Raw genomic sequence first — 22,394 nt, forward strand, 5'->3', positions numbered from 1 at the left:
GCCATAATTCAAACGTTTAGTGGTGTAAATATACACCAATTTAGCATGGGTTGAGCTGCTTTAAAAAATTAATCACAATACTTCTTAAAACCTCAGCTCGATTAAAAAATCCCATCTTATCAATTGTTCGAATCTAAAGCCCTGTTTTTATTTGGGGGTGCCGGCGGTGCAATGGTAGCGCTTCGCAAACGTTTCGCTGAACCGCCGTCGCGCCATTCGCTGTATCTTTCCGGCGAACGCATAGTGGAAATAACGTAGCGCCGNAATCTTTGTACTCGTAAGGGAAGAAACACCGAACCAAATTGAAGGATGTTTAACTTTTGAAATGAAAGATAAAAAGGAACCATATATGGCTTTTATTGAAGTTGCTCCGCATAATTTCGGAAAGGAAAAGCAATACGAAAATGTTGCTGCATGCCTTATTGCTTTTGCCTGCCGACTAAGCTTTATGCATGCTTCAGATCATTATAAAGGTTGGCTCGCTTTTGATGTTATAGAAGCAGAAAAAGAAAATGAGATTAAGTTAATGGCAAATTATTCCAAGAAATATGGTGCTCTGAAATTTGGCGAGACAACCATGGTAATTCCCCCGGCAGGAGGAAAGAAATTAATTGATGAATTTCTAAATTTTAATTATGAAAACTACTGAAATTAAATTGGATGAAATTTATAACGCTAAAAAGAAAAGCGATTTAAAAAAATTCATTGATCTAGAATCTGCAAAGCAGTCTGAAGAAGAAATACTAACAAATAAGCTTCTAGCTATTCAATATAAACTAGAAGATTATATTCAAAACGAGCAAGAAACCGACACGGTCTTACAGATTCTAGATTTTGTAAAAATGTACCTAAAAGTTCTTAAGATAACAAAAAAGAAGTTGGCTGATCATTTCGAAATCCAAGACAGTAATTTGCACAAATATCTAACAGGCGAAAGAAAACTAAATCCGGAAATAGCCTTAAAGCTTAGTGCCTTTTCAAACACAAAACCTGAACATTGGTACAGCATACAAGTCAAAAACGAGCTACTTGAAATGAAAAGAGCAAATGGAAAAATTGCCGACTATCAAAAATACAGTTACCGCAATATCCTTTAAAATTAATCGCGAAACTCTAAACTTTCACCTCAATCGCCAACTCCTTAAGCTGTTTTTCATCGATAACAGCAGGTGCGTCGATCATTACATCGCGACCGGCATTATTTTTAGGAAACGCAATAAAATCGCGAATGGTTTCCTGACCACCTAAAATGGCCACCAATCTGTCTAAACCAAACGCTAAACCTCCGTGTGGCGGCGCTCCGTATTGAAACGCATCCATCAAGAAACCAAATTGGTTGTAAGCTTCTTCTTCGGTAAAGCCCAGATATTTAAACATTAAAGCTTGTGTGGCTTTGTCGTGAATTCGAATCGATCCGCCGCCAATTTCGTTTCCGTTCAAAACCATATCGTAGGCATTGGCGCGTACTTTACCCGGCTCGGTTGCCAACAACGCAATATCTTCGGGCTTAGGCGAAGTAAACGGATGGTGCATCGCATGGTAACGACCCGTTTCTTCATCCAATTCCAACAACGGAAAATCGACCACCCAAAGCGGCGCAAACTCATCGGGCTTACGCAAACCTAATCGAGTAGCTAACTCCATACGTAACGCCGAAAGTTGCGAACGCGTTTTATCGGCCTTGCCCGAAAGTATAAAAATCATATCGCCAGCCTGAGCACCTGTTGCCACCGCCCATTGCTGTAAATCGGCTTGATCGTAAAATTTATCCACGCTCGATTTAAACGTACCGTCGGCATTGCATTTCACGTAAACCATACCCGAGGCGCCAATCTGCGGACGTTTCACCCATTCTATTAACGCATCTATTTCCTTACGACTCAATTCTCCGCAATTCGGCGCAGCAATCCCAACCACTAATTCCGCCGAATTAAATACGCCAAACTCTTTGTGTTGCGCTACGGCGTTAAGCTCGCCGAATTTCATACCAAAACGAATATCTGGCTTGTCGTTTCCGTAGGTTTTCATCGCGTAATCGTAGGTCATACGCGGAAATTCAGCTACGTCAATTCCTTTGATTTCTTTCAACAAATGACGCGTTAATCCTTCAAAAACATTCAAAATATCTTCTTGTTCCACAAACGCCATTTCACAGTCAATTTGTGTGAATTCCGGCTGTCTGTCGGCACGTAAATCCTCGTCTCTAAAACACTTCACAATCTGAAAGTACTTGTCCATACCGCCCACCATCAACAACTGTTTAAAGGTTTGCGGCGATTGCGGTAAGGCATAAAATTGCCCGGGATTCATCCGACTTGGCACCACAAAATCGCGCGCACCTTCGGGAGTCGATTTAATCAAATACGGTGTTTCCACTTCGCAAAATCCTTTGGCCGACAAGTAATTACGCACTTCCATAGTTACTTTGTGGCGAAACAGCAAACTGTTTTTTACCGGATTTCGACGAATATCAAGGTAACGAAACTTCATCCGAATGTCTTCTCCACCGTCGGTTTCATCTTCAATAGTAAACGGCGGTGTAATCGATGCGTTTAAAATGCGCAGTTCAGTAACCAACAATTCGATGTCGCCTGTGGGCATATTCGGATTTTTGGCTTCGCGTTCGATAACCGTGCCTGTAGCTTGAATTACGAATTCACGTCCGAGGGTTTTCGCCAAAGCAAATACCTGTGCATCAGTCCGACTCTCATCAAAAACCAATTGCGTGATGCCGTAACGATCGCGCAAATCGACCCAATTCATAAATCCTTTGTCTCTCGATTTCTGCACCCAACCGGCTAAAGTTACGGTTTGGTTAACGTGTTGCAGGCTTAATTCACCACAGGTATGCGTTCTGTACATGCTTAAAAATTTGGCTGCAAATTTAGAGAAAAGACTGCTGTTTTTAGGTGTGTCGTGGCCCGAATCTTTTTTTTCTTTTGGGGGCGTCCTGCCCGCGAGTAGTGGAAATCTATGAAACGGGCAGGTCGGGCTTTTCGCCTTTACTCCTCGTTGCCAAAATTCCTTTTGGCAACTGTGGGGTACCGGCTGCAATCCCTCGCCCGGAAATACCTTCATCCAAGAAAAACGTGAACAATGTAAGTATACACCGTTCGAAAAAGGGAACTAAAAATAACGGTTAAAAGACTGCTTGAATTGTAGTAAAAATACTACATAGAAAAATCGATTTAGATTTAATTTAAATATCTACTTTTAGAGTATGATAAGATAGTTTTTGAAATTTTCTGTTATTGCTTTTTTTACTATAAAATTGATATGTAATTTGTTACAACAAAAGAACAACGATAGAAGACTTCTTGAATCGTGTATCTGAAACATCTTGTTATCGATATCACATTTTCATAGCTTAAAGATAATTCGCGAACACAAAACAATTATAATTTTGAAAAAAACCAGGTCAATTACTTTGTTTTAGTAGTATACAATTAAGCGTAAAATGTGTGAAGAAAACAAATAAACGCTTAAGTTAAATAGTAAAACCATAGCAGAACTTTAAAATTCAATTCCTCATGAAAAAACGGATTGCACTTTTACTCCTCATCTCAATGTCGCCACTGCTAGCAGTGGGACAAATTCCGAAGGTTAATATTAAACCTACAGGAAAAATAGGAAGCTTTTTTAAAAAGCAAGCAAAAGAAGTTTCCGATGCAGTTAATGATGCTGCGGGAGGATCTCATGAAAAATCTATCCTAAAAAAAATTAAAGTAAATCAAAACAAAGGCTTTCCAAAGGCTTCTGACAAAGATACGAGGTTTGCGATCGCAGGTAATTTATACATTGATGTAGCGGGGAAATATCCTTCCGGCTTCGAACCAAAGTGGAAATTCATAACGTATCAAGCCCAAATCGTAACTCCGTATGAAGATTATATTAATCCAACTGCGGCGCTAAAGAGTCAACGTGGAACCTTTGCCATAGGCGATTATCAAGGAAAGGCTGTACTGATGTTTGGTACTACGGAAACATGTGATTGTTATGCAGACATTGAAATAGACGAAGCGGCTATCATCTCGTCAAAACCTCAAACATTCAAAGTTTCAAATTTTACAAAAATTGAAAATTTGAAAAGAGTGGACAAAAAATGTGCTGGGAATAAATATCAAGAAGGTGGCTGGGAAGGCAGAGTTACATTGTCTTCAAATACTGATGGAGACATTACCATGGACCTTGTTATTGAAAGTTACAAATCGAATTTGGGAAAACTTCTTGGTGTTTCGTATCGTTTTCTATTAAATAATTACCAAATCTTAAACGAAATGAGTCCGAGTAAAGCAGAGAAAATAATCGCCGATGAAATTGCAGCTAAAAAGGCAAGAAAAGATTTTATGGAGAAAAGCGAAAAACAAATTCAAGCTTTACTGGCAGAGATAAAGAAAAAACACCCAAAAGAGTGCAGAGATTGTTTCAGCAGAAATCAAGACTTTGGTGTCGATGTAGAATATACGCGGAAAGTGTATGTGTCCGATGGAAGCTATGCGGGTACCGACACTGATTACAATCCAACCACAACAGTTGCACTAGGCAATAACTGTAACTTTCCAATTAAAATCATAGGAATCCAACAGAAGTTCAGTGAAGAAAAAGGATACTATTATGAGAAGGTCGTTAAAGAATTCGCTGCTAACGAAAAAATTGAAAATAAGCAAGGCATTTTGTCATACCTTTTTACTTCATTAGTCGGAATGAATGGTGATTTTGATATAAGTGAAAAATACTGTATTGAATGCTTTAGACTTGGTTCCATTCAATGGTTAAAAGTTGTACGCCAATAAGTTTAAATCAAACATGCACACCCAACAATATTGAAATTCAAAGGTTAATACAACAAATTCTAAAAATTAATTTAAATCCAAACATCACAACTCTCATGAAAAAAACAGTACTACCCTTTTTTCTATTTTACCTAGGCGTTGCTCTCGCCCAAGAACCCACTATTACCTGGCAAAAAAGCCTAGGTGGAACAGGTGAAGATTCCGCAACAAAAGTAATTCAAACCTCAGACGGCGGTTATCTTGCTGTCGGTGCAACGAAATCAAATGATTACGATGTCACTGGAAATCATTTATATACCGACGAAGAAGGCAATCAATCCAACACTTGGGACGGTTGGGTCGTAAAATTTAACGCTGCAGGTGAAATAGAATGGAAAAGAACATATGGCGGAAGTAGTTATGATACATTAAAGTCTGTCGTGCAAGGGAACGATAGCTTTTACTACGTACTCGGTGAAACTACTTCAACTGATGGAGATGCCAATTTAAGCTACGATGATAGCGTAGCTGGAGCAGCGTGGTGCTTAAAATTGACACCAACTGGCGATGTGGTTTGGAGTAAGACACTTACCGCTTCCTTTTTAAATCTGGAACCTGCATGGGGAGCGCAAGATTTAATGTTAAATGATACAGGCGATTTGTTTTTAGCCGTTTCAGGTTATATGTACGTTAATGGCGGACTATCTTACACCGATGGTTTGATCGTTAGAATGAACCAAAACGGGCAAATTCTCAGCAAAACTGCTTTAGGATATGGTTATCATGATAAATTTGAAGCTATCGCACCCACATCAGGAGGGGGAGCTATAGCAGTAGGAAATACAACGATAAACTATTTTGCGGATCCAACCATGGGATTCGACTACTGGATAGCAAAACTCGACAGCAATGGGAACTTCTTATGGGATAAAATTTACGGTGGTAGCGCAGATGATTTAGCAACAGACGTAAAACAAACACCCGACGGCGGTTTTATCGTTTGCGGATATACAAGTTCAAATGATTTAGATGTGACTGGAAATCACTTTAGCGAAGTGCAAAATGGATACTTGTCAGACTATTGGATTGTAAAGCTTGATTCTTCGGGAAATATCGAATGGCAAAAATGCTATGGTAGTACTGGCAACGATGAAGCTCATTCAATTTTAATTGACAGCGATGGCAATTATGTAGTGGCTGGATATTCTAGTGTTGAAGATGGCGACGTAAGCGAAACAAACGGAACCTGGGATGTATGGATCCTTAAGATAAACCAGCAAGGTGATATTCTTTGGGAGAAAAATTACGGAGGCGGTTGGTATGATCTAGCTTCTTCCCTAGTTAAAACAACCGATAATGGCTATATTGTGGCAGGCGAAACTTACTCTACCGACGGCGACGTTTCTACAAATATCCCAGAACCCTATGCTAATTTCTGGATTGTTAAACTCTCTGCAGACACCTTGAATTCAGCAGAATCAATCAAAAATTCGCTCCAAATAATTCCAAACCCAACGACCGAATACTTGTACATTGAAAATGGAACGGAAACAAGTTCGAAAGCAACGATCTTCGATCTAACCGGAAAAAAACTCAGCGAAATCGAAAATTCGGCAAACCAAATTGACGTCCGACACCTAAGCAACGGAATGTATATTTTAACTTTAGAATCGAAAGGAAAAACGCAGACCTTCAAATTCGTAAAAGAATAACGTTTTAACAATTAAGACGAAGCAAACCAGCTGAACAATCGGCTGGTTTTTTTATGGAACTGTTCGAAGATTTAAAACGGTACTACTTTATCCTACCTACAACGATTTATCCAAATAAATACCAACTCAAGATTCCGACAAAAAATCTTATTTCTTCAATTCCCGAATTTCCTCCTTCAACTTATCGATATAATCTTTCTGAATTTGAATCACGTACTGCGGATCTACACCGTGAAAGGTAATCGGATCTTCCGCAACAATCGAGCTTTCCGATTTGTACATAGTCCCCGTTCCCGTTAATAACCAAGAGGGCGATATGTCCGGAAATGCCTCCAAAATATTTATCAACGTCTCATCTTTAACATTCGCATTGCGCTTAATAGCGACCTGAATCGAGTTGTTACTCATATTACAACGCTTCTCAAACGCACTAACCGATAAACGGTAGGCTTCAATTATCTTCTTTATACGCTGTATAGGCTTTTCCTTCATCTAAAAATTAAATATTTTAGAACGTTGTTCAAATATTTAGATATTTGTTTATATTTGTATTGACGACGTATAAAGTTAGTAGATTTTTCCGATGTTATGACATTCGAACAAATTAAAAAGTTAATGCGCTATGGAGACTACGCGATCCTCGGAGAAATGCTTCGAATTAATACCGAAGCAGCTAAAATGCGCTTTCTACGTGGTGATAAAGAGGCGAAACGGGCCATGGAACTCATCGTCGGTACACGTAAAAAAATGATCGCCGAATTCATTAAAAAAAGAAAAAACGCTCCTCAATCTTGAAAAGCGTTTTATAAAACAACTCCTTTTTTGGAGTCGTGGTTGATTGGGAAAGCCGACTTACGTCGGCTTTTTTCTATTTCATACCTACAGTATTCGCTACGAAGCAATTTCCAGGCGCTTCAGCAAATTCTTGCTCAGCGACTCGCGTGCATAGTCTAAATCAACTTCCAACACATTTTCCGACGACGACGGTAAATCGTACATCGCATCTGTCAGAATCGCTTCACACAAACTACGCAATCCACGAGCACCCAATTTGTAATCCAATGCCTTATCAACAATAAAATCTAAGGCGTCGTCGCTAATGCTAAAACTTACCTCATCCATGGCAAAAAGCTTGGTATATTGCTTGATCAAGGCATTCTTAGGTTGCGTTAAAATGGCGCGTAACGTAGCTCGATCTAACGGATCCATGTGCGTTAAAACGGGCAATCGACCTATGATTTCCGGAATCAAACCAAAATCTTTTACGTCTTTCGGAATAACGTATTGTAACAAGTTCTCTTTATCAATCGTCGATTTGTTGGCAGTATTGCTGTAACCAATCGCTTGGCGGTTCAAACGTTTGCTAATTATGCGTTCAATACCGTCGAAAGCACCACCAGCTATAAACAAGATATTTTGTGTGTTTACTTCCACAAATTTTTGGTCCGGATGCTTACGTCCTCCTTTAGGCGGCACGTTCACCACGGTTCCTTCCAACAACTTCAACAAAGCTTGCTGCACGCCTTCGCCAGACACATCGCGGGTAATCGACGGGTTATCGCTCTTGCGAGCAATCTTATCGATTTCATCTATAAAAACAATTCCGCGTTCGGCTTTAGCCACGTCGTAATCGGCTGCCTGCAACAATCGAGTTAAGATACTCTCCACGTCTTCGCCCACGTAACCTGCTTCCGTTAAAACAGTAGCGTCAACAATAGCCAAAGGCACATCTAACAATTTGGCAATGGTTTTTGCAACCAAAGTTTTACCGGTACCGGTTTGCCCAACCATGATAATATTCGATTTTTCAATCTCAATATCATCGTCGTCTTTTCCTTGCATCAAACGCTTGTAGTGATTATAAACCGCTACCGAAAGCACTTTCTTGGTTTGTTCTTGCCCGATAACGTACTCGTCTAAATACGCTCTAATTTCCTTCGGTTTTCGCAACTGCAAACCTTGCAACGACTGTAAGCCGGTGTTCATGCGCAGTTCTTCCACAACAATGCCATGCGCTTGCTCTATGCATCGATCGCAAATGTGGCCAGAAATTCCTGCAATCAATAAATTGGTTTCAGGCTTTTTCCGTCCACAAAACGAACATTCTAATACTTCTTTTGGCATAAATTTCTTTTTGGGAGCCGTGGCTCCGATAATTATTAATTGCGGCGCAATACCTCGTCGATCATGCCGTATTCTTTGGCTTCATCGGCTTTCATCCAGTAATCACGCTCGCTGTCTTTGTAAACACGCTCGTACGGTTGCTTTGAGTGATGTGCAATAATATTGTACAACTCTTCTTTCAACTTGAGCATTTCTCGCAAGTTAATTTCCATATCTGTTGCCACACCTTGTGCGCCTCCCGAAGGTTGGTGAATCATCACGCGCGAATGCGGTAAAGCCGAACGTTTTCCATCGGCACCAGCGCAAAGCAAAACTGCACCCATCGACGCCGCCATACCGGTACAAATTGTAGCTACGTCTGGTTTAATGTATTGCATGGTATCGTAAATTCCTAAACCAGCATACACACTGCCTCCTGGCGAGTTAATGTAAATCTGAATATCTTTCGAAGCATCGGCACTTTCTAAAAACAACAACTGCGCTTGTACGATATTCGCAATTTGATCGTCGATGCCCGTTCCTAAAAAGATGATGCGGTCCATCATTAAACGCGAAAACACGTCGAGTTGCGATACGTTTAACTGTCGCTCTTCAATAATATAAGGCGTCATGTTGGTTGGCGTCATCGCTGCGGTTATCTTGTCGAAATACAACGCATTCACACCATGATGCTTTGTGGCATATTTTCTAAAATGCTTCGCTTGTTCAAGCATTGCCTTTGGGTCTTTTCCGTAATTCATAATGAGTAATCTTTGATTTTTGATGATAGCCAATATTATACCTAAACTCTAATGGCACCCAAATTTAAGATAATGTCAGTACATAGATGCAGAAACTGACAAATGGTCGCAGATTTGGCAAAAGTTTAGTAATTATTTACTGCACTTACCCAACAAAAAATCCCGATTTCTGCAAACCGGGACTTTATCTTTATTGTTTTACTGCTTCAAAATTAGTTTTCGCCGTACATCACTTTAATGAAATCTTCGTACGAAATTTCCTGTTGTTTTGGCGTAGTTTTTTCAGCAAACAAAGCACTAATCTTCTGCGCTACAACTTGTTCCGAAACCCGACGCACTTCTTCTTGGTTGCTTAAAATACGCATCACAATACCGTTAACCTCTTCATCTGTTGGGTTGGCATTGCCAAATTGTGCCATTTGCTGACGGATAATCGCCGATGCAAAATCTTTTATATCATCAAACGTTACCTGAATGTTGTTCTGCGAAAGCATTTTTCCTTCAATCAATTGGTAACGCAATCCGTTTTCACTGCGCTTGTATTCTTCGGCAGCTTCTTCTAACGACAAATTACGATCGTTCGATTGCGCCAACCACTTAATTAAAAATGCTTCTGGTAAATCAAATTTCGTGTTTTCGATCAAATATTTGGTCACGTCCTTTACGTACTGCGATTCTGTCTGACGGGCGTATTGCTGCGCGGCATCTTCTTTAATCTTCACCTTCATTTCCTCCTCGTCATGTACTTGATCGGCTCCAAACAAACGATCAAAAAATTCTTGGTCTAAAGTGGCGTCGGTAATGGCGCTAATCGACTCAATAGTCGCGTCTACCACCACATCTAATCCGTGTACCTGATCGTGGCTCACTTTCAAGAAATCCATCAATTTGTGGTCGTCGTCAAACAAACCTTTTGTCGGAACTTCAACAACATCGCCTACTTTGTTTCCTATAAAAGAAGCTACAACTTCGGCATTTGCAAAAGCATCTAAGCTAATATTTGTTTGGTTCGAAATTCCGGCCTCTTCATTGCTAAACGTCACGCGCAATTCGCTGTCGTTTGCTACCGTTTCAGCTGGAGTGCGCTCGCCAAACTGCTTGCGAATCCGGGCTACTTGCTCGTTTAAAAAGGCATCGTCTAGTTTAATGGTGTATTTCGTAAGGTTCGATGTTCCTGAGAAATCTACCGTAAATTCAGGAGCTAAACCAATTTCGTATTCAAACGTAAGATCTTCGCTGTCCCAGTTAATGCTGCTTGGGTTACGCATAATCGGGTTACCCAACATATTAATTTGTTCTTTTTGCAAAAAGCGATTCAACTCTTGGTCAACCAATTTCACCACTTCTTCTACTTTTATCGACTTGCCGTACATCTTATCAATAATGGCGCGCGGCACTTTTCCTTTTCTAAAACCTTTAATAGCGGCAACTGCTGCAGTTTCGTTGAGGCGCTTCTTCACCTGCCCGTTGTATTCAGATGCTTGCACATCAATTTTTATCGTTTCCGTTAAAGCTTCTTGCGGTATGCGTGTAATCTCCATACTGAGTAAATTTGCTATTAAAAATTGGAGTGCAAAAGTAAGTAAAAATCAGCCTGTTTTAGCAGCTGGTTTATTTTTTTGGGCGTGCCCCGCAGCTTTTTCCGTTCGGCCGATGGCGCTGCCGCAAAAAGCCGCCGGTCAGGCCTTCCGCTGCAAGGTTTTTGTGTATTGGGCAAGCGGCTGCGGCGGCTCGGGCTTCCGCTGGTCGCCCGCGCAACCGCGCCGCTTGTCCCAATCCACTGCAAACGCTTTTCGCTACAGTCCTTCACGCGGGAAAATCGTGCACAAAAGCCGTTTCCATAAAGCAAAAAAAATCCGCTTCATGTTACGAAACGGATTTTATAATTTTTTTAATCAAAAACAGTTCAACTATCGCTGCATATTTTTGCTTCGATACTCATCGTAGCAAGACAAATATTTCAATTTTCATCATCAAGTTGAAATTCATTATCAATATTTTCTAAGGCTACTTCTAAATCTTCAAAGAGCTTTCGAAATAGAATCAAAAAGAGCTTTCCATCAACATTATTTAGTAACCTACCTTCATTGTAAAGGTTTTTCAAGCGATGTAAAATCAACTTCAAATTCACTAAAATTTCACGAGAATTATACTCTAGCTCTCCAAAATATCTAGCTTTAATACTATCTTCTATTTCTTGTAAAATTTGTTCAATAGTCTTTAGCGCTCCATCAGCTTGGCTATGTCGATCATAATCTGAGTTACCATTTTCAATTTGATTTAAAACTCTACTGTATCCATCAAGTAAACTTTTTAATTGCATATCATTAAATTTATTTTTGTATTGCACAACATTTTTCTTAATCTCAATATTAACTTCTTTTATCACTCTACATGCAAAGTGCTTTTGATTGTCTATCATTTTCTGAACATCTATAGTAAATTGCGAGATTTGATCTTCGCTATACTCGTAGTAATTAATACTGTATTTAGAGGTGTTGAAACGATCTAAAAAATAAAACGCTTTTCCTCCCTTCCTATTGGTTGGGTGACCTGCAATATCATTCCTTGCTTCTCTGTGCTCATTGAGGTCGATTTCAAATATTTCAAAAAAATTCTTTTGAGTTAAATCAGCTTTTCGCAGTATACATTTATATAAACCAAAAAGAGCGTCTTGTTGTAGATAAATTGCCTGTAATAAACCATAAAAATTTAGAGTGGTTCTTGCATTAAATACATCTAATGGCAGCTTAACATATTCATCAATAGCTGTTTGTGCATCTTCAATTGAATCTAGACACACCAAAAATTTATCATATTGTTGCGGGTTATTCTTAAAGTGTATAGCATGAACAAGTTTTCCACCTTCGCAAGAATAGCTTAAATTATCGCACTCTTCAAATAAACTTTTACCATCACTCGACATAGATAACTATTTTATAAAAGTGCAAATAACTGCTATCTTCTCGTCAATTAACCTCAATGCGTTATTTGGTTTGGTTTCGCTTTGATAAAAGCCATATATATCTAAATTACAACTTGAACAATAATCGTCAATTTCGTTGTTCTTATTTCCGCACTCACAATTCCAAACTTCTTTTTCTTTTGAAGTTAGCAATTGCTTTTTCACAGATATTTCACCACGTGGTAGAAAGGACTTCTCTATTAACATCTTTAGTAGCTCAAATTCGTCGATATCGCTTCTATTATAAAACGGTTTGTCGCAAATTGCGACTCTTAGTCCAATTTTCTGAATTTTAAAATCTTCGCTTTTTAGCAAATCTTGAACATTTTTAAAATTAAATAGTGACAACTTTTTGATTACGGAAACTAAGTAATTCTTCAAATTTTGACTGTAGTTTGCTTGTATTGCTTGATATATCAATATGTGCCTTTTTTCTTCGTCTAAGCAATTTACAAAGGATTGAAAATTTAAATCGAATTTTGTAAAAGCCTCAGGCATAGTACTCTTATTTCCAATTACATCTGAATAATGAGCGATAATGTAAGGAAACATTTTTTCGATTTTATTAGAAATTATAAAATCCCAAGTTTCATCATCAAATGTTAAACTCCCAGCTTCGGCTTTTTCTAAAAACTGCTTTTCTTTTATTTTTGTTTGTATGAAATCATAACTAAGAAATTCAGACGAATAAGTTCTTTCACTTTCTGAAACTGTCGCCGATTTCTGTTTTTCAATAACTACCGCGGTACCAATTGCCGTTATCATGAACATTGATTTTCCCTTTCCAGATATTTCATCTACATCAATACTCAAACCTACAATACAATTAGCACCAGCTTCTTTAGCTCTATTTTGCAAAACAACGATAGCTTCATTATATAGACCCGCTAATTTCTTCTGATAAGTTGCAGACTTACCGCCAAAAACATCTGTTAATCCTCCAAGAAAGTCACTAAAGAAATTTGTTCCCACAACTATGTGTGCAGAAATTGGTTTTACATATTTACTTATTTCTAACGGGGCAATATTAGAAGTAGTTACAACTAAGACTTCATTACTGAGCATTTCTTTAATCAATTAATCAAATAGTTAGACACGGAAAAAACTAATTTTTATAGCGTTATAAAGATATGCAAAAAATAAATAATTAAACTAAAAAACCGCGACACTTGCCGCGGTTTTTGGGTTGTATCAATTAGCGCTATTGTATTTAACGCTGCATATTTTTTGCTTCGATACTCATTGTAGCGTGCGGAACAATTTTCAAACGTTCTTTGCTGATGAGCTTGCCCGTTACTTTGCAAACGCCGTAGGTTTTGTTTTCGACACGGAAAAGCGCGTTTTTCAAATCGCGAATAAATTTTTCCTGTCGAATCGCTAACTGCGAATTTGCTTCTTTCGACATGGTTTCTGAACCTTCTTCGAAAGCTTTAAAAGTGGGCGATGTATCGTCTGTACCGTTGTTTAAGTCGTTCATGTACGCACTCTTGATCAAATCTAAATCAGCCTGAGCCTTTTGAATTTTCTTCAAGATAATTTCTTTAAACTCAGCAAGATCTGCATCTGAATATCTTACTACTTCTTCTACCATTTTCTATCTATTTAGAAATTAATATCTGGGTTTTGATGTGATCGAATTCTATTTCAGTACCGCCGTTCATGTCCGAAACAAAAGTAATCGACTTGCTTAAGGTTTCCGTTTGTATATACCCTTTGTTTGCTTCCACAGCTGCCTCCAGCTCGGAATGTAACAAAAGCTGTACCGAAATCTTATCGGTAACTTCAAATCCGCTGTCTTTTCTAAGATTTTGGATTCGGTTTACCAATTCGCGTGCAATACCTTCTTGTTTCAAACTTTCGGAGATCGTAATATCGAGTGCTACCGTAGTTCCCTTGTCGGAAGCTACTAACCAACCTTCGATATCCTGAGACAGAATCTCAACATCATCTAGTGTTAAAATTATTGAATTTCCCGATAAATCAAGCGTCAGAGAACCCTCTTTTTCGATTTGTGCAATTTTTTGTGCATCGAATTTTTGTATCTCTTTGACTATCAAATTCATATCCTTGCCAAACTTCGGCCCTAAAGTCTTGAAATTCGGCTTAATTTGCTTGATTAAGATGTCGGACGCATCCTCTAAAAGTAGGATTTCCTTTACATTTACCTCCGCTTTTATCAGGTCTGAAACCGCCTCAATTTGTGCTTTTTGGGTCGCATCCGTAATCGGAATCATTAGTTTTTGTAGGGGCTGACGCACTTTGATCATCTCTTTCTTGCGCAGCGAAAGTACCAACGACGAAATCGTCTGTGCTTTGGCCATTTTCGCTTCAAGCGATTTATCAACAAACTTTTCAACGCTCACCGGAAAGTCGGTTAAGTGCACACTAATTTGTTTCGATTTTGCCACATTCGCTGTTAAATTGCGGTACAACGCATCGCTAAAAAACGGTGCAATTGGCGCCATCAATTGGGTTACGGTTAGCAAACAATCGTACAGCGTTTGGTAAGCGGCAATTTTATCGGTAGCGTATTCGCCTTTCCAGAATCGGCGTCGGCACAAACGCACGTACCAATTCGACAAGTTTTCTTGTACAAAATCCGAAATCAAACGCGCAGCTTTCGTGGGTTCGTAATCTGCGTAAGCGGCATCAACCTCAGCGATTAACGTATGCAATTCCGACAAGATCCAACGATCAATTTCCGGACGTTGTTCCAGCGGTACGTTTTCTTCTGCGTAAGCAAAACCATCGATATTCGCATACAAAGCAAAAAACGAATACGTATTAAACAAGGTGCCAAAAAACTTGCGACGCACTTCGGTAATGCCGTCTGAATCAAATTTTAAATTGTCCCATGGATTCGCATTGGAAATCATGTACCAACGCGTAGCATCCGGCCCGTGTTCTTGTATCGTTAAAAATGGGTCGACAGCATTGCCTAAACGTTTCGACATTTTCTGACCATTCTTATCTAAAACCAAGCCGTTCGAAACCACATTTTTGTAGGCAACCGAATCGAAAACCAAAGTCCCGATGGCGTGTAAGGTGTAAAACCAACCGCGGGTCTGATCGACACCCTCCGCGATGAAATCAGCTGGAAACGATGTATTTCCATCGATTTTCTCTTTATTTTCAAACGGATAATGCCATTGCGCATAAGGCATGGCTCCCGAATCAAACCAAACGTCAATCAAATCGGCTTCGCGTTTCATTGCCTTGCCCGAATCCGAAACCAATACAATACGGTCGACAACATTTTTATGTAAATCTACTTTTGCGTAGTTCTCTTCCGAGAAATCGTTGGGCACAAAACCTTCAAACGGCTGTGCGGTCATTACGCCGGCATCTATTGCGCGTTGCACTTCCGATACGAGTTCGGCCACGCTGCCAATTACTTTTACTTCGCTGCCGTCGTCGGTGCGCCAAATAGGCAACGGAATTCCCCAATACCGCGAACGCGATAAGTTCCAATCGTTTGCGTTTTTCAGCCAATTACCAAAACGACCTTCTCCGGTTGCTTTTGGTTTCCAGTTTATGGTTTCGTTTAAGTCGAACATACGCTCTTTAACGTCGGTCATTTTTATAAACCACGAATCGAGCGGATAGTACAACAAAGGTTCATCGGTTCGCCACGAGTGTGGATAACTGTGTACGTATTTTTCAACCTTAAACGCGCGATTTTGTTCTTTAAGAAGGATCGCAATTTCAACATCTACGCTGCGTTCCGGACGGTCGGCATCGTCGTAATATTCGTTTTTAACGTACTTTCCGGCAAACGGACCCACATGTTTGGTAAAACGGCCTTGTAAATCTACCAAAGGCACTAAATTTCCAAAGTCGTCGTGCACCAACATAGGTGGTACTTCAGGTTTGGCTTCTTTGGCGGCCTTGGCATCATCGGCACCAAACGTAGGAGCCGTATGTACAATTCCGGTACCGTCTTCGGTGGTCACAAAATCGCCCGAAATAACACGGAATGCGTTTTCCGGATTTTCCGCAGGAAGCGCATATTGCAAGAGTTGTTCGTAGCGCACACCAACCAATTCGGCACCTGTTAACTTCGCTAGAATTCGGAAAGGAATTACTTTAGCACCGGCTTCGTAGGCAGCTATTCCGGCTTCGTCGGTTTCGGTAAAATTCTTGCCAAATTGTTTTCCAATTAAATTCTCTGCCAAAACCACAACAATTTTTTCGAAGGTGTAGAGGTTGTAGGTTTCAACTAATGCGTAATTGATTTTCGGCCCAACGGTAAGTGCGGTATTGCTCGGAAGCGTCCACGGCGTGGTGGTCCAAGCCAAGAAATACACATCGCCAAAACCTTGAAAGGCGGCCGGAAGTGTTTCGGGCAAGGCTTTAAACTGCGCCACAACGGTTGTATCGGTAACATCGCGATAACTTCCCGGTTGGTTGACTTCGTGTGAGCTGAGTCCGGTTCCGGCTTTTGGCGAATACGGCTGTATGGTATAGCCTTTGTAAATGAGGCCTTTATCGTAAATTTGTTTGAGCAACCACCAAACCGATTCCATGTATTTGGGTTCGTAGGTTACGTATGGGTTTTCCATGTCTACCCAATAGCCCATTTTTTCGGTAAGCGAATTCCATACGTCGGTGTAGCGCATCACAGTGCGTTTACACGCTTCGTTGTATTCTTCAATGGAAATCGATTTTCCGATATCTTCTTTCGTGATGCCGAGTTCTTTTTCGGTTCCCAATTCTACGGGCAATCCGTGTGTGTCCCAGCCGGCTTTACGCTCTACTTGCTTGCCTTTTTGGGTTTGGTAGCGGCAAAAAATATCTTTCAGCGCGCGCGACATCACGTGGTGAATTCCCGGCAGACCATTGGCGCTCGGCGGACCTTCAAAAAACACATAAGGTTGCGCTCCGTTTCTATTGGTTACACTCTTTTCAAAAACCGCCTCCGACTTCCAGAATTCCAGCGTCTGCTCGGCAATTTCGGTTAGGTTAAGTCCTTCGTAAACAGCAAAATTCTTGCTCATCTCCCGTAAATAAAAATAATTTGCGAAAGTAAGGATTTTTGCAACCGCTTGCCCGACGATTTAAAAGGTTTTAATTGTTTTTTAGGCAGCATTTCGCGCTTTTCGCATTAGCGCCACCTCAAACGCCGGCAAGTGGCACAAACGCAACCCGCTTCTGTGGGTCGCGGGCTGCATTTGGCACTTGCGCAGCGTTTTTCGGCAACGGCTAATTTGCTGCAATCGCGGCTGCGGCAATCGTTGTCAAAAAAGTAACGGAAATTAATGTTTGTAAGCGGAATTTTGCGAGGAAAATAATTTGATAAAATATTTATTTTCAGTTTTTTATGCGCGGTAATATTGCAATATTACGTTTTAAAAAATGCAAAGTTGATACGGTCGCTAAAAAGCGATCGATTTTTGGATAACGTATGTCGCGCGAACGGGTGCAGCGATATCCTTTTTGGCGCCGCAGGATTTCCACTACTGTATCGCCAAAAAGATTTAGCGGAACACGTGACGGCGTGCACTATCTTTGCGAAGCGACGAATAGTTTGCCGGCGCGCCCTAATAAATCAGAAACAATCAATTATCTACACACCAAATATGTGATCTTACTTTGAAAGTTCTAGAAGCTGGCGGTTAAGGCCAGGTAAAAAGTGCGTCCTTCGCCAGGCAAAATACCAGGTCCGGGATAACCTCCTGCGCGACGCGTTGCATATGTTTCGTCGGTGAAGTTCGAGGCACCTGCGGTAACCGTGTACTTTTTCAGGAAATTATACGCCAGAGACACATCGAAAACTTGGTATTTATCGAGTTTACCCACATTGCCATTTGCTGAAGGTGCAAGCGTATTTTGTGCATCGGTGTACACTGCAGAATTGAAACGGCCTGAAGTCGAGAAAGTAAAACCCGATTTGGTGTAAGTTAATCCGATGGTATGAATATATCTCGGTGCATTTTCTACGCGATTGCCCGACAAATTGGTTTCGGTAATCGTTACGTTTGGTCCCGTTCCTGTGGTTGAAGTTACTCGGAAATCGTTGTAACGTGCGCTAATCCAAGACAGTGTTCCGAAGATGTTTAGCGTTCCGAAACGTTCGGCAAGCTTGAATGCTTCGGTAACGTTAAGGTCTAAAGACGATTCTACACCTTTGTGAATGCTCGAACCTAAATTAGTTCTGAACTGGAAGGTACCGTTTGCTGGATTGTTGTCTACAAATTGCGATACTACACCAATACGATCGTTGTAACGCATATAAAAATAGCTCACATCGGCAGTGAAGAACTTAAGGATTTTTCCACGAACACCCAGATCGACGTTGTAGCCCGAAGCATCTTTTAGATTTTCATCGACTACATCGGTTGTTGCCGGTGGGGTTAGATCGCCAAACAAAACCGGACGGTACGATTGCGAAATGTTTCCGTATGCTTGAATGCGCTTGGTAACGTCGTACTCTACTCCTACTCCAGCCAAGAAAAAGTTGCGGTTGTTTCGCTGTTCTGGCAAATAAACGCCATTGCCTTGATTTACAGCAAATAGTCCAACTGCTACATTTTCAACATATTCCATACGTACGCCGGGTGTTACGCGAAGTTTATCTGTGAATGAAAATGTATTCTCAGCAAATAAAGCGATGTTATTGGTTTTAAAATGAAGACGTCGGGTGTAGTTGCCCACTTCAGTTAAATCGAAATCGAAGCCTGTTGTTCCGCGTCCGTTTTGCTTACGAACGGTATTTGCGTTGTACACACGAGCGCCGAAAGCTAGGTTTTGAGTAAGGTTGAAAAGTTGGTATTTGTACAAGGCACGCGATTCAAGACCGATGTTTGCGTAATAATCGCGGTCAAGACGACGGTTTTTAAAATCGTTTGTAGCTGGATCGACAACATCTGGATTTGTTATTTGTTCGGTGTTTCCGACGCTATTACGTTCGCCAATCAAACCAAACAATGTGTTGTTAATGGAGAAAGACTCGTTTATAGCAATGTTATATTTCAGCGCGAAAACATTCCACGGCACGTTGAACCAATTACGTTTGCGTGCACTTTGTTGCGCATCTGTTCGGAACTGCTCGTCGGTTAAACCTCCCGGCTGTTGCACCACGTAATTCATGTTGGTATATTCGAAAAGCAGTTTGTGCTTGTCGTTAAACTCGTAACCCAAATTGATATGCGAATTTCGAACGTTAAAACGGTTGTTATCGCGCCAGCCGTTACCACTACGCGATTGGTTATAAGCAGTGTACGTAAACTTGCCTACTTTTCCGCTGATCATGTTAAACGAACTCAATAAACCATAAGATCCAATAGTGTTTGAGGTTGTAAATGAAAAAGGTTTGTCGTGATTCTTCTTCAAGATGTAATTGACTGTGCCACCAAATTGGGGTCCGAATTGAAGAGAAGCACCACCGCGCACGAACTCGATACGCTCAACGGCTTCGAGCGGCGGATTGTAATAGGCTTCTGGATAGCCAAAAACGTCTGATGAAATATCGTAACCGTTCTGACGTACGTTGAATTCCCAACTGCGATTTGGGCTTAAGCCACGCGCGCCGATGTTTACTTGTACTCCACTGCCGTCGTTCTCCCAAATTTGTAAACCTGGCGCTTTTATTAGAGATTGGCGAACATTATTATTAGCTGTATTTGCTGTCAAATTAGAAACAACATATACTTCAGATTTCTTTCCGTTGTAGATGATGTTGTCTTTTGGTCCGATAATACGGCCTGTATTTGTTGTGGTTTCAATAATTACGTTATCGAGCTGCTTAATGGTATCGCTTAAAGCAAGATCGGAATCTTGACTAAATGCAGCGACAGAGAACAAAAAGGCGGAGAATACAGCGAGAGTTTTCAATTTCATAGAATTTGAGTGCAAAAATAGCAGCCTAATTTATTTAGACAAAATAAAAATAAGCTTTTTAGCAAAAATTTTTCCGTTGTTAATCAACGGACGTCTATACTTTAGTACCTACTTACGAGAAAAGCATGATTGAAGTTTTTGACGACGAACATTTTATGCGTCAGGCCTTATTTGAGGCACGGCAAGCTTATGACCGAGACGAGATTCCGGTTGGTGCTGTCATTGTTACCAAAAACACCATAATTGCCCGAGGCCACAATTTAACCGAACTGCTCAACGATGTTACCGCACACGCTGAAATGCAAGCGATAACTGCTGCTGCCAATTATTTAGGTGGAAAATACTTGACGGGCTGTACGCTGTACGTAACCTTAGAACCTTGCCAAATGTGTGCAGGCGCATTGTATTGGAGTCAGATTTCACGGATAGTGTATGCTGCAGAAGACAGCAAGCGGGGCTACCGAGCAATGGGAGCGCAGTTGCATCCGAGAACGACAGTTTCGAGCGGACCACTAGCATTTGAGGCATCGCAATTGCTACTCGATTTTTTTCGAAAAAAAAGAAATTAAATTCAATTCCCTAGAAGATTTTGGCGCGATGTTCGCTATACGTAACTTGAAAAATTAGCGTTTTACTAACACCTAACCAAAACTTTATCAAATGGATAAACGAATTTTAAGTACGGCTATCATCGGTGTGGCCATGATTGCCACTGCTGCTATTTTGGGCAGTTCGTTCCGGAATCGAAATGCGAACGAAGACAGTATTTCTGTCATCGGATTGGGAGCAAAAGACTTTGTTTCTGATGAAATTTTATGGTCGGCAAGTTTTACTACCAACTCGCCGGATATCAAAACAGCTTATAACAAAATTACAAGCGACCAAAAAACAGTTTCCAATTTCTTCATTGGAAAAGGATTCAAGAGTAATGAGTTTTCGTTTGGAGCAATAAGCTTCGAAAAGAAGTTTCGGGAAGTACGAATTGAAAATCCAAATAACACCTATCAAAATCAGTACACTCAAGTTTTCGACGGTTATGAAGCGCGTCAAACAATTGTATTTTCGGCTAAAAACAACCCAGATTTAATGAAACGCATCGAACAGGTTTCCAATAAAACCTCGGAGCTAATTAATAGTGGCGTTGAATTAAGTTCAAACTCGGTTCAATACACCTACTCCAAACTTCCTGGACTAAAACAGAGCCTTATTGAAAGCGCAACAAAGGACGCTCGCGAACGCGCCGAAAAAATAGTTGAAACAGGTAATGGCGATCTGGGTAAAATGAAACGGGCCACACTCGGCGTATTTCAAATTACAGGGCAAGGCAGCACCGAGGAAGATAGTTACGGCGGAATTAACGATACGTATTCAAAAAACAAAACGGCTCGTATAACCGTGCGTTTAGAATATGAGCTCGACTAAGCAAAAAGAAAGGAATAAAAAATTGTACATAAAAATCGGCACAAACTTTTTTGCAATTAAACATAAGATTCATTATAAATTAATACATTTACCACGGTTTTATCAGTTCCCAAAATTGATATCGCTACTACTTTTTAGTTTTAAATTTTTTAATAATGAAAACCTCTTTTCCCCAAGAAAAGGGGTTTTTTATTGTATTTAAATTACGTTTATACTCCCGATTACCACTTCCTCAAAAAAGCTACTGTTCGAAAGAAAGAAATCAACGCACATAGAATTAAAACTTATTTGGGCGTATCCCCGCTTTTGCATCCTTACGCGTATATTTCACCTTGCGGGGTCGCGCCGTTCGCTCCAAGTTGTCCAAAAAGAGCTAAGCGCTTGCAAGCTTTGCTCTTGGCTTCCTGCGGTCGCCAAATCAAAGCGCAAGCACTAAAGCTCCATTTGAACAAGCTTTCCGCTGCCGTCCCTTACGCAGAAAATCGTTCCCACATTTCAACGTCATCTAAAAACTTTTCCAGAAAAACGTGCATAAAAAAAGCGCGGCCTTTCGACCGCGCTTCTTTGCTTTATCAGAACCTTGTCTTAGTAACCAAATTTCTTGGTCACAACCGACTTGTCTGTAGTGGTGATCTGAATCAACAACACTTGTTGCTCAGCACGTNGAAAAACGTGCATAAAAAAAGCGCGGCCTTTCGACCGCGCTTCTTTGCTTTATCAGAAACTTGTCTTAGTAACCAAATTTCTTGGTCACAACCGACTTGTCTGTAGTGGTGATCTGAATCAACAACACTTGTTGCTCAGCACGTAGCGTATTCAA

18 protein-coding genes are annotated in these 22,394 nt (G+C 40.5%); 8 read left to right on the top strand and 10 right to left on the bottom strand.

Features of this window, described 5'->3' with window-relative positions; translation table 11 throughout:
* The first annotated feature begins 325 nt into the window (after window positions 1–325).
* Window positions 326–649: a hypothetical protein gene (locus CHX27_RS10250; protein WP_207758956.1), complete on the top strand. Its 324-nt coding sequence runs from the start codon at window positions 326–328 to the stop codon at window positions 647–649.
* Complete coding sequence (locus tag CHX27_RS10255; RefSeq protein WP_094486687.1) at window positions 636–1,097, top strand: helix-turn-helix transcriptional regulator; 462 nt, start codon at window positions 636–638, stop codon at window positions 1,095–1,097. Before CHX27_RS10250 ends, CHX27_RS10255 begins: the two co-directional genes overlap by 14 nt.
* 16 nt (window positions 1,098–1,113) lie before the next feature.
* On the opposite strand, the gene aspS is transcribed toward CHX27_RS10255, so the two are convergent.
* A complete protein-coding gene (gene aspS / locus CHX27_RS10260; protein ID WP_094486688.1) occupies window positions 1,114–2,862 on the bottom strand; it encodes an aspartate--tRNA ligase in 1,749 nt (582 codons plus the stop codon).
* A 668-nt stretch (window positions 2,863–3,530) separates the two neighbouring features.
* Between aspS and CHX27_RS10265 the strand changes: the two genes are divergently transcribed.
* Window positions 3,531–4,793, top strand: coding sequence for a hypothetical protein (locus CHX27_RS10265; RefSeq protein ID WP_133063454.1), 1,263 nt, complete (start codon window positions 3,531–3,533; stop codon window positions 4,791–4,793).
* Window positions 4,794–4,888: 95 nt separating this feature from the next.
* On the top strand, window positions 4,889–6,484 hold the full coding sequence (locus CHX27_RS10270) for a T9SS type A sorting domain-containing protein (protein ID WP_165764499.1): 1,596 nt from the start codon (window positions 4,889–4,891) through the stop codon (window positions 6,482–6,484).
* Window positions 6,485–6,631: 147 nt separating this feature from the next.
* On the opposite strand, the gene CHX27_RS10275 is transcribed toward CHX27_RS10270, so the two are convergent.
* Window positions 6,632–6,976, bottom strand: a complete 345-nt coding sequence (locus CHX27_RS10275; protein ID WP_094486691.1) for a helix-turn-helix transcriptional regulator — start codon at window positions 6,974–6,976, stop codon at window positions 6,632–6,634.
* 123 nt (window positions 6,977–7,099) lie between these two features.
* On the opposite strand from CHX27_RS10275, the gene CHX27_RS10280 reads away from it, so the two are divergent.
* Window positions 7,100–7,279 (top strand): hypothetical protein, encoded by a 180-nt coding sequence (locus CHX27_RS10280; RefSeq protein WP_243388984.1) that lies wholly within the window; start codon window positions 7,100–7,102, stop codon window positions 7,277–7,279.
* A gap of 96 nt (window positions 7,280–7,375) precedes the next feature.
* Here CHX27_RS10280 and clpX read toward each other — a convergent pair whose 3' ends face one another.
* The 3 genes from clpX to tig all read right to left on the bottom strand — a co-directional run bounded on the left by clpX (window position 7,376) and on the right by tig (window position 10,889).
* Window positions 7,376–8,608, bottom strand: a complete 1,233-nt coding sequence (gene clpX, locus CHX27_RS10285) for an ATP-dependent Clp protease ATP-binding subunit ClpX (RefSeq protein WP_094486693.1) — start codon at window positions 8,606–8,608, stop codon at window positions 7,376–7,378.
* Between the two features lie 35 nt (window positions 8,609–8,643).
* Window positions 8,644–9,348 carry an ATP-dependent Clp endopeptidase proteolytic subunit ClpP gene (gene clpP, locus CHX27_RS10290; RefSeq protein ID WP_094486704.1) on the bottom strand — a complete coding sequence of 235 codons (705 nt, stop codon included), beginning with the start codon at window positions 9,346–9,348 and terminating at the stop codon, window positions 8,644–8,646.
* Window positions 9,349–9,560: 212 nt separating this feature from the next.
* Entirely contained in the window at window positions 9,561–10,889 is a 1,329-nt protein-coding gene (gene tig, locus CHX27_RS10295; protein WP_094486694.1) for a trigger factor, read from the bottom strand.
* Here tig and CHX27_RS10300 point away from each other — a divergent pair.
* Entirely contained in the window at window positions 10,873–11,295 is a 423-nt protein-coding gene (locus CHX27_RS10300) for a hypothetical protein (RefSeq protein ID WP_094486695.1), read from the top strand. The genes tig and CHX27_RS10300 overlap by 17 nt on opposite strands.
* A gap of 13 nt (window positions 11,296–11,308) precedes the next feature.
* Here CHX27_RS10300 and CHX27_RS10305 read toward each other — a convergent pair whose 3' ends face one another.
* The 5 genes from CHX27_RS10305 to CHX27_RS10325 form a co-directional block, all read right to left on the bottom strand.
* Complete coding sequence (locus CHX27_RS10305) at window positions 11,309–12,274, bottom strand: hypothetical protein (RefSeq protein ID WP_094486696.1); 966 nt, start codon at window positions 12,272–12,274, stop codon at window positions 11,309–11,311.
* Window positions 12,275–12,280: 6 nt separating this feature from the next.
* A complete protein-coding gene (locus tag CHX27_RS10310; protein ID WP_133063455.1) occupies window positions 12,281–13,390 on the bottom strand; it encodes a YbjQ family protein in 1,110 nt (369 codons plus the stop codon).
* Window positions 13,391–13,523: 133 nt separating this feature from the next.
* The gene (locus CHX27_RS10315; RefSeq protein WP_094486698.1) at window positions 13,524–13,904 is read right to left on the bottom strand and encodes a TraR/DksA family transcriptional regulator; all 381 of its coding nucleotides are present in this window, start codon (window positions 13,902–13,904) and stop codon (window positions 13,524–13,526) included.
* Window positions 13,905–13,911: 7 nt separating this feature from the next.
* Complete coding sequence (ileS, locus tag CHX27_RS10320) at window positions 13,912–17,310, bottom strand: isoleucine--tRNA ligase (RefSeq protein ID WP_094486699.1); 3,399 nt, start codon at window positions 17,308–17,310, stop codon at window positions 13,912–13,914.
* A gap of 604 nt (window positions 17,311–17,914) precedes the next feature.
* A complete protein-coding gene (locus CHX27_RS10325; protein WP_094486700.1) occupies window positions 17,915–20,152 on the bottom strand; it encodes a TonB-dependent receptor family protein in 2,238 nt (745 codons plus the stop codon).
* A gap of 125 nt (window positions 20,153–20,277) precedes the next feature.
* Between CHX27_RS10325 and CHX27_RS10330 the strand changes: the two genes are divergently transcribed.
* On the top strand, window positions 20,278–20,721 hold the full coding sequence (locus CHX27_RS10330; RefSeq protein ID WP_094486701.1) for a nucleoside deaminase: 444 nt from the start codon (window positions 20,278–20,280) through the stop codon (window positions 20,719–20,721).
* A gap of 91 nt (window positions 20,722–20,812) precedes the next feature.
* Entirely contained in the window at window positions 20,813–21,574 is a 762-nt protein-coding gene (locus tag CHX27_RS10335) for an SIMPL domain-containing protein (protein WP_094486702.1), read from the top strand.
* Window positions 21,575–22,394 lie beyond the last annotated feature (820 nt).

The organism is Flavobacterium aurantiibacter (assembly GCF_002251775.1).
Taxonomy (GTDB): Bacteria; Bacteroidota; Bacteroidia; order Flavobacteriales; family Flavobacteriaceae; genus Flavobacterium; species Flavobacterium aurantiibacter.

Bases quoted from the DNA above. Each gene is read 5' to 3' on its own strand.
- clpP (WP_094486704.1), bottom strand. From the start codon at position 9,348: ATGAATTACGGAAAAGACCCAAAGGCAATGCTTGAACAAGCGAAGCAT.
- CHX27_RS10270 (WP_165764499.1), top strand. From the start codon at position 4,889: ATGAAAAAAACAGTACTACCCTTTTTTCTATTTTACCTAGGCGTTGCT.
- CHX27_RS10325 (WP_094486700.1), bottom strand. From the start codon at position 20,152: ATGAAATTGAAAACTCTCGCTGTATTCTCCGCCTTTTTGTTCTCTGTC.
- aspS (WP_094486688.1), bottom strand. From the start codon at position 2,862: ATGTACAGAACGCATACCTGTGGTGAATTAAGCCTGCAACACGTTAAC.
- CHX27_RS10280 (WP_243388984.1), top strand. From the start codon at position 7,100: ATGCGCTATGGAGACTACGCGATCCTCGGAGAAATGCTTCGAATTAAT.
- CHX27_RS10300 (WP_094486695.1), top strand. From the start codon at position 10,873: ATGCGTGTAATCTCCATACTGAGTAAATTTGCTATTAAAAATTGGAGT.
- CHX27_RS10315 (WP_094486698.1), bottom strand. From the start codon at position 13,904: ATGGTAGAAGAAGTAGTAAGATATTCAGATGCAGATCTTGCTGAGTTT.
- CHX27_RS10265 (WP_133063454.1), top strand. From the start codon at position 3,531: ATGAAAAAACGGATTGCACTTTTACTCCTCATCTCAATGTCGCCACTG.
- CHX27_RS10335 (WP_094486702.1), top strand. From the start codon at position 20,813: ATGGATAAACGAATTTTAAGTACGGCTATCATCGGTGTGGCCATGATT.
- CHX27_RS10255 (WP_094486687.1), top strand. From the start codon at position 636: ATGAAAACTACTGAAATTAAATTGGATGAAATTTATAACGCTAAAAAG.
- tig (WP_094486694.1), bottom strand. From the start codon at position 10,889: ATGGAGATTACACGCATACCGCAAGAAGCTTTAACGGAAACGATAAAA.
- ileS (WP_094486699.1), bottom strand. From the start codon at position 17,310: ATGAGCAAGAATTTTGCTGTTTACGAAGGACTTAACCTAACCGAAATT.
- CHX27_RS10330 (WP_094486701.1), top strand. From the start codon at position 20,278: ATGATTGAAGTTTTTGACGACGAACATTTTATGCGTCAGGCCTTATTT.
- CHX27_RS10275 (WP_094486691.1), bottom strand. From the start codon at position 6,976: ATGAAGGAAAAGCCTATACAGCGTATAAAGAAGATAATTGAAGCCTAC.
- CHX27_RS10250 (WP_207758956.1), top strand. From the start codon at position 326: ATGAAAGATAAAAAGGAACCATATATGGCTTTTATTGAAGTTGCTCCG.
- clpX (WP_094486693.1), bottom strand. From the start codon at position 8,608: ATGCCAAAAGAAGTATTAGAATGTTCGTTTTGTGGACGGAAAAAGCCT.
- CHX27_RS10305 (WP_094486696.1), bottom strand. From the start codon at position 12,274: ATGTCGAGTGATGGTAAAAGTTTATTTGAAGAGTGCGATAATTTAAGC.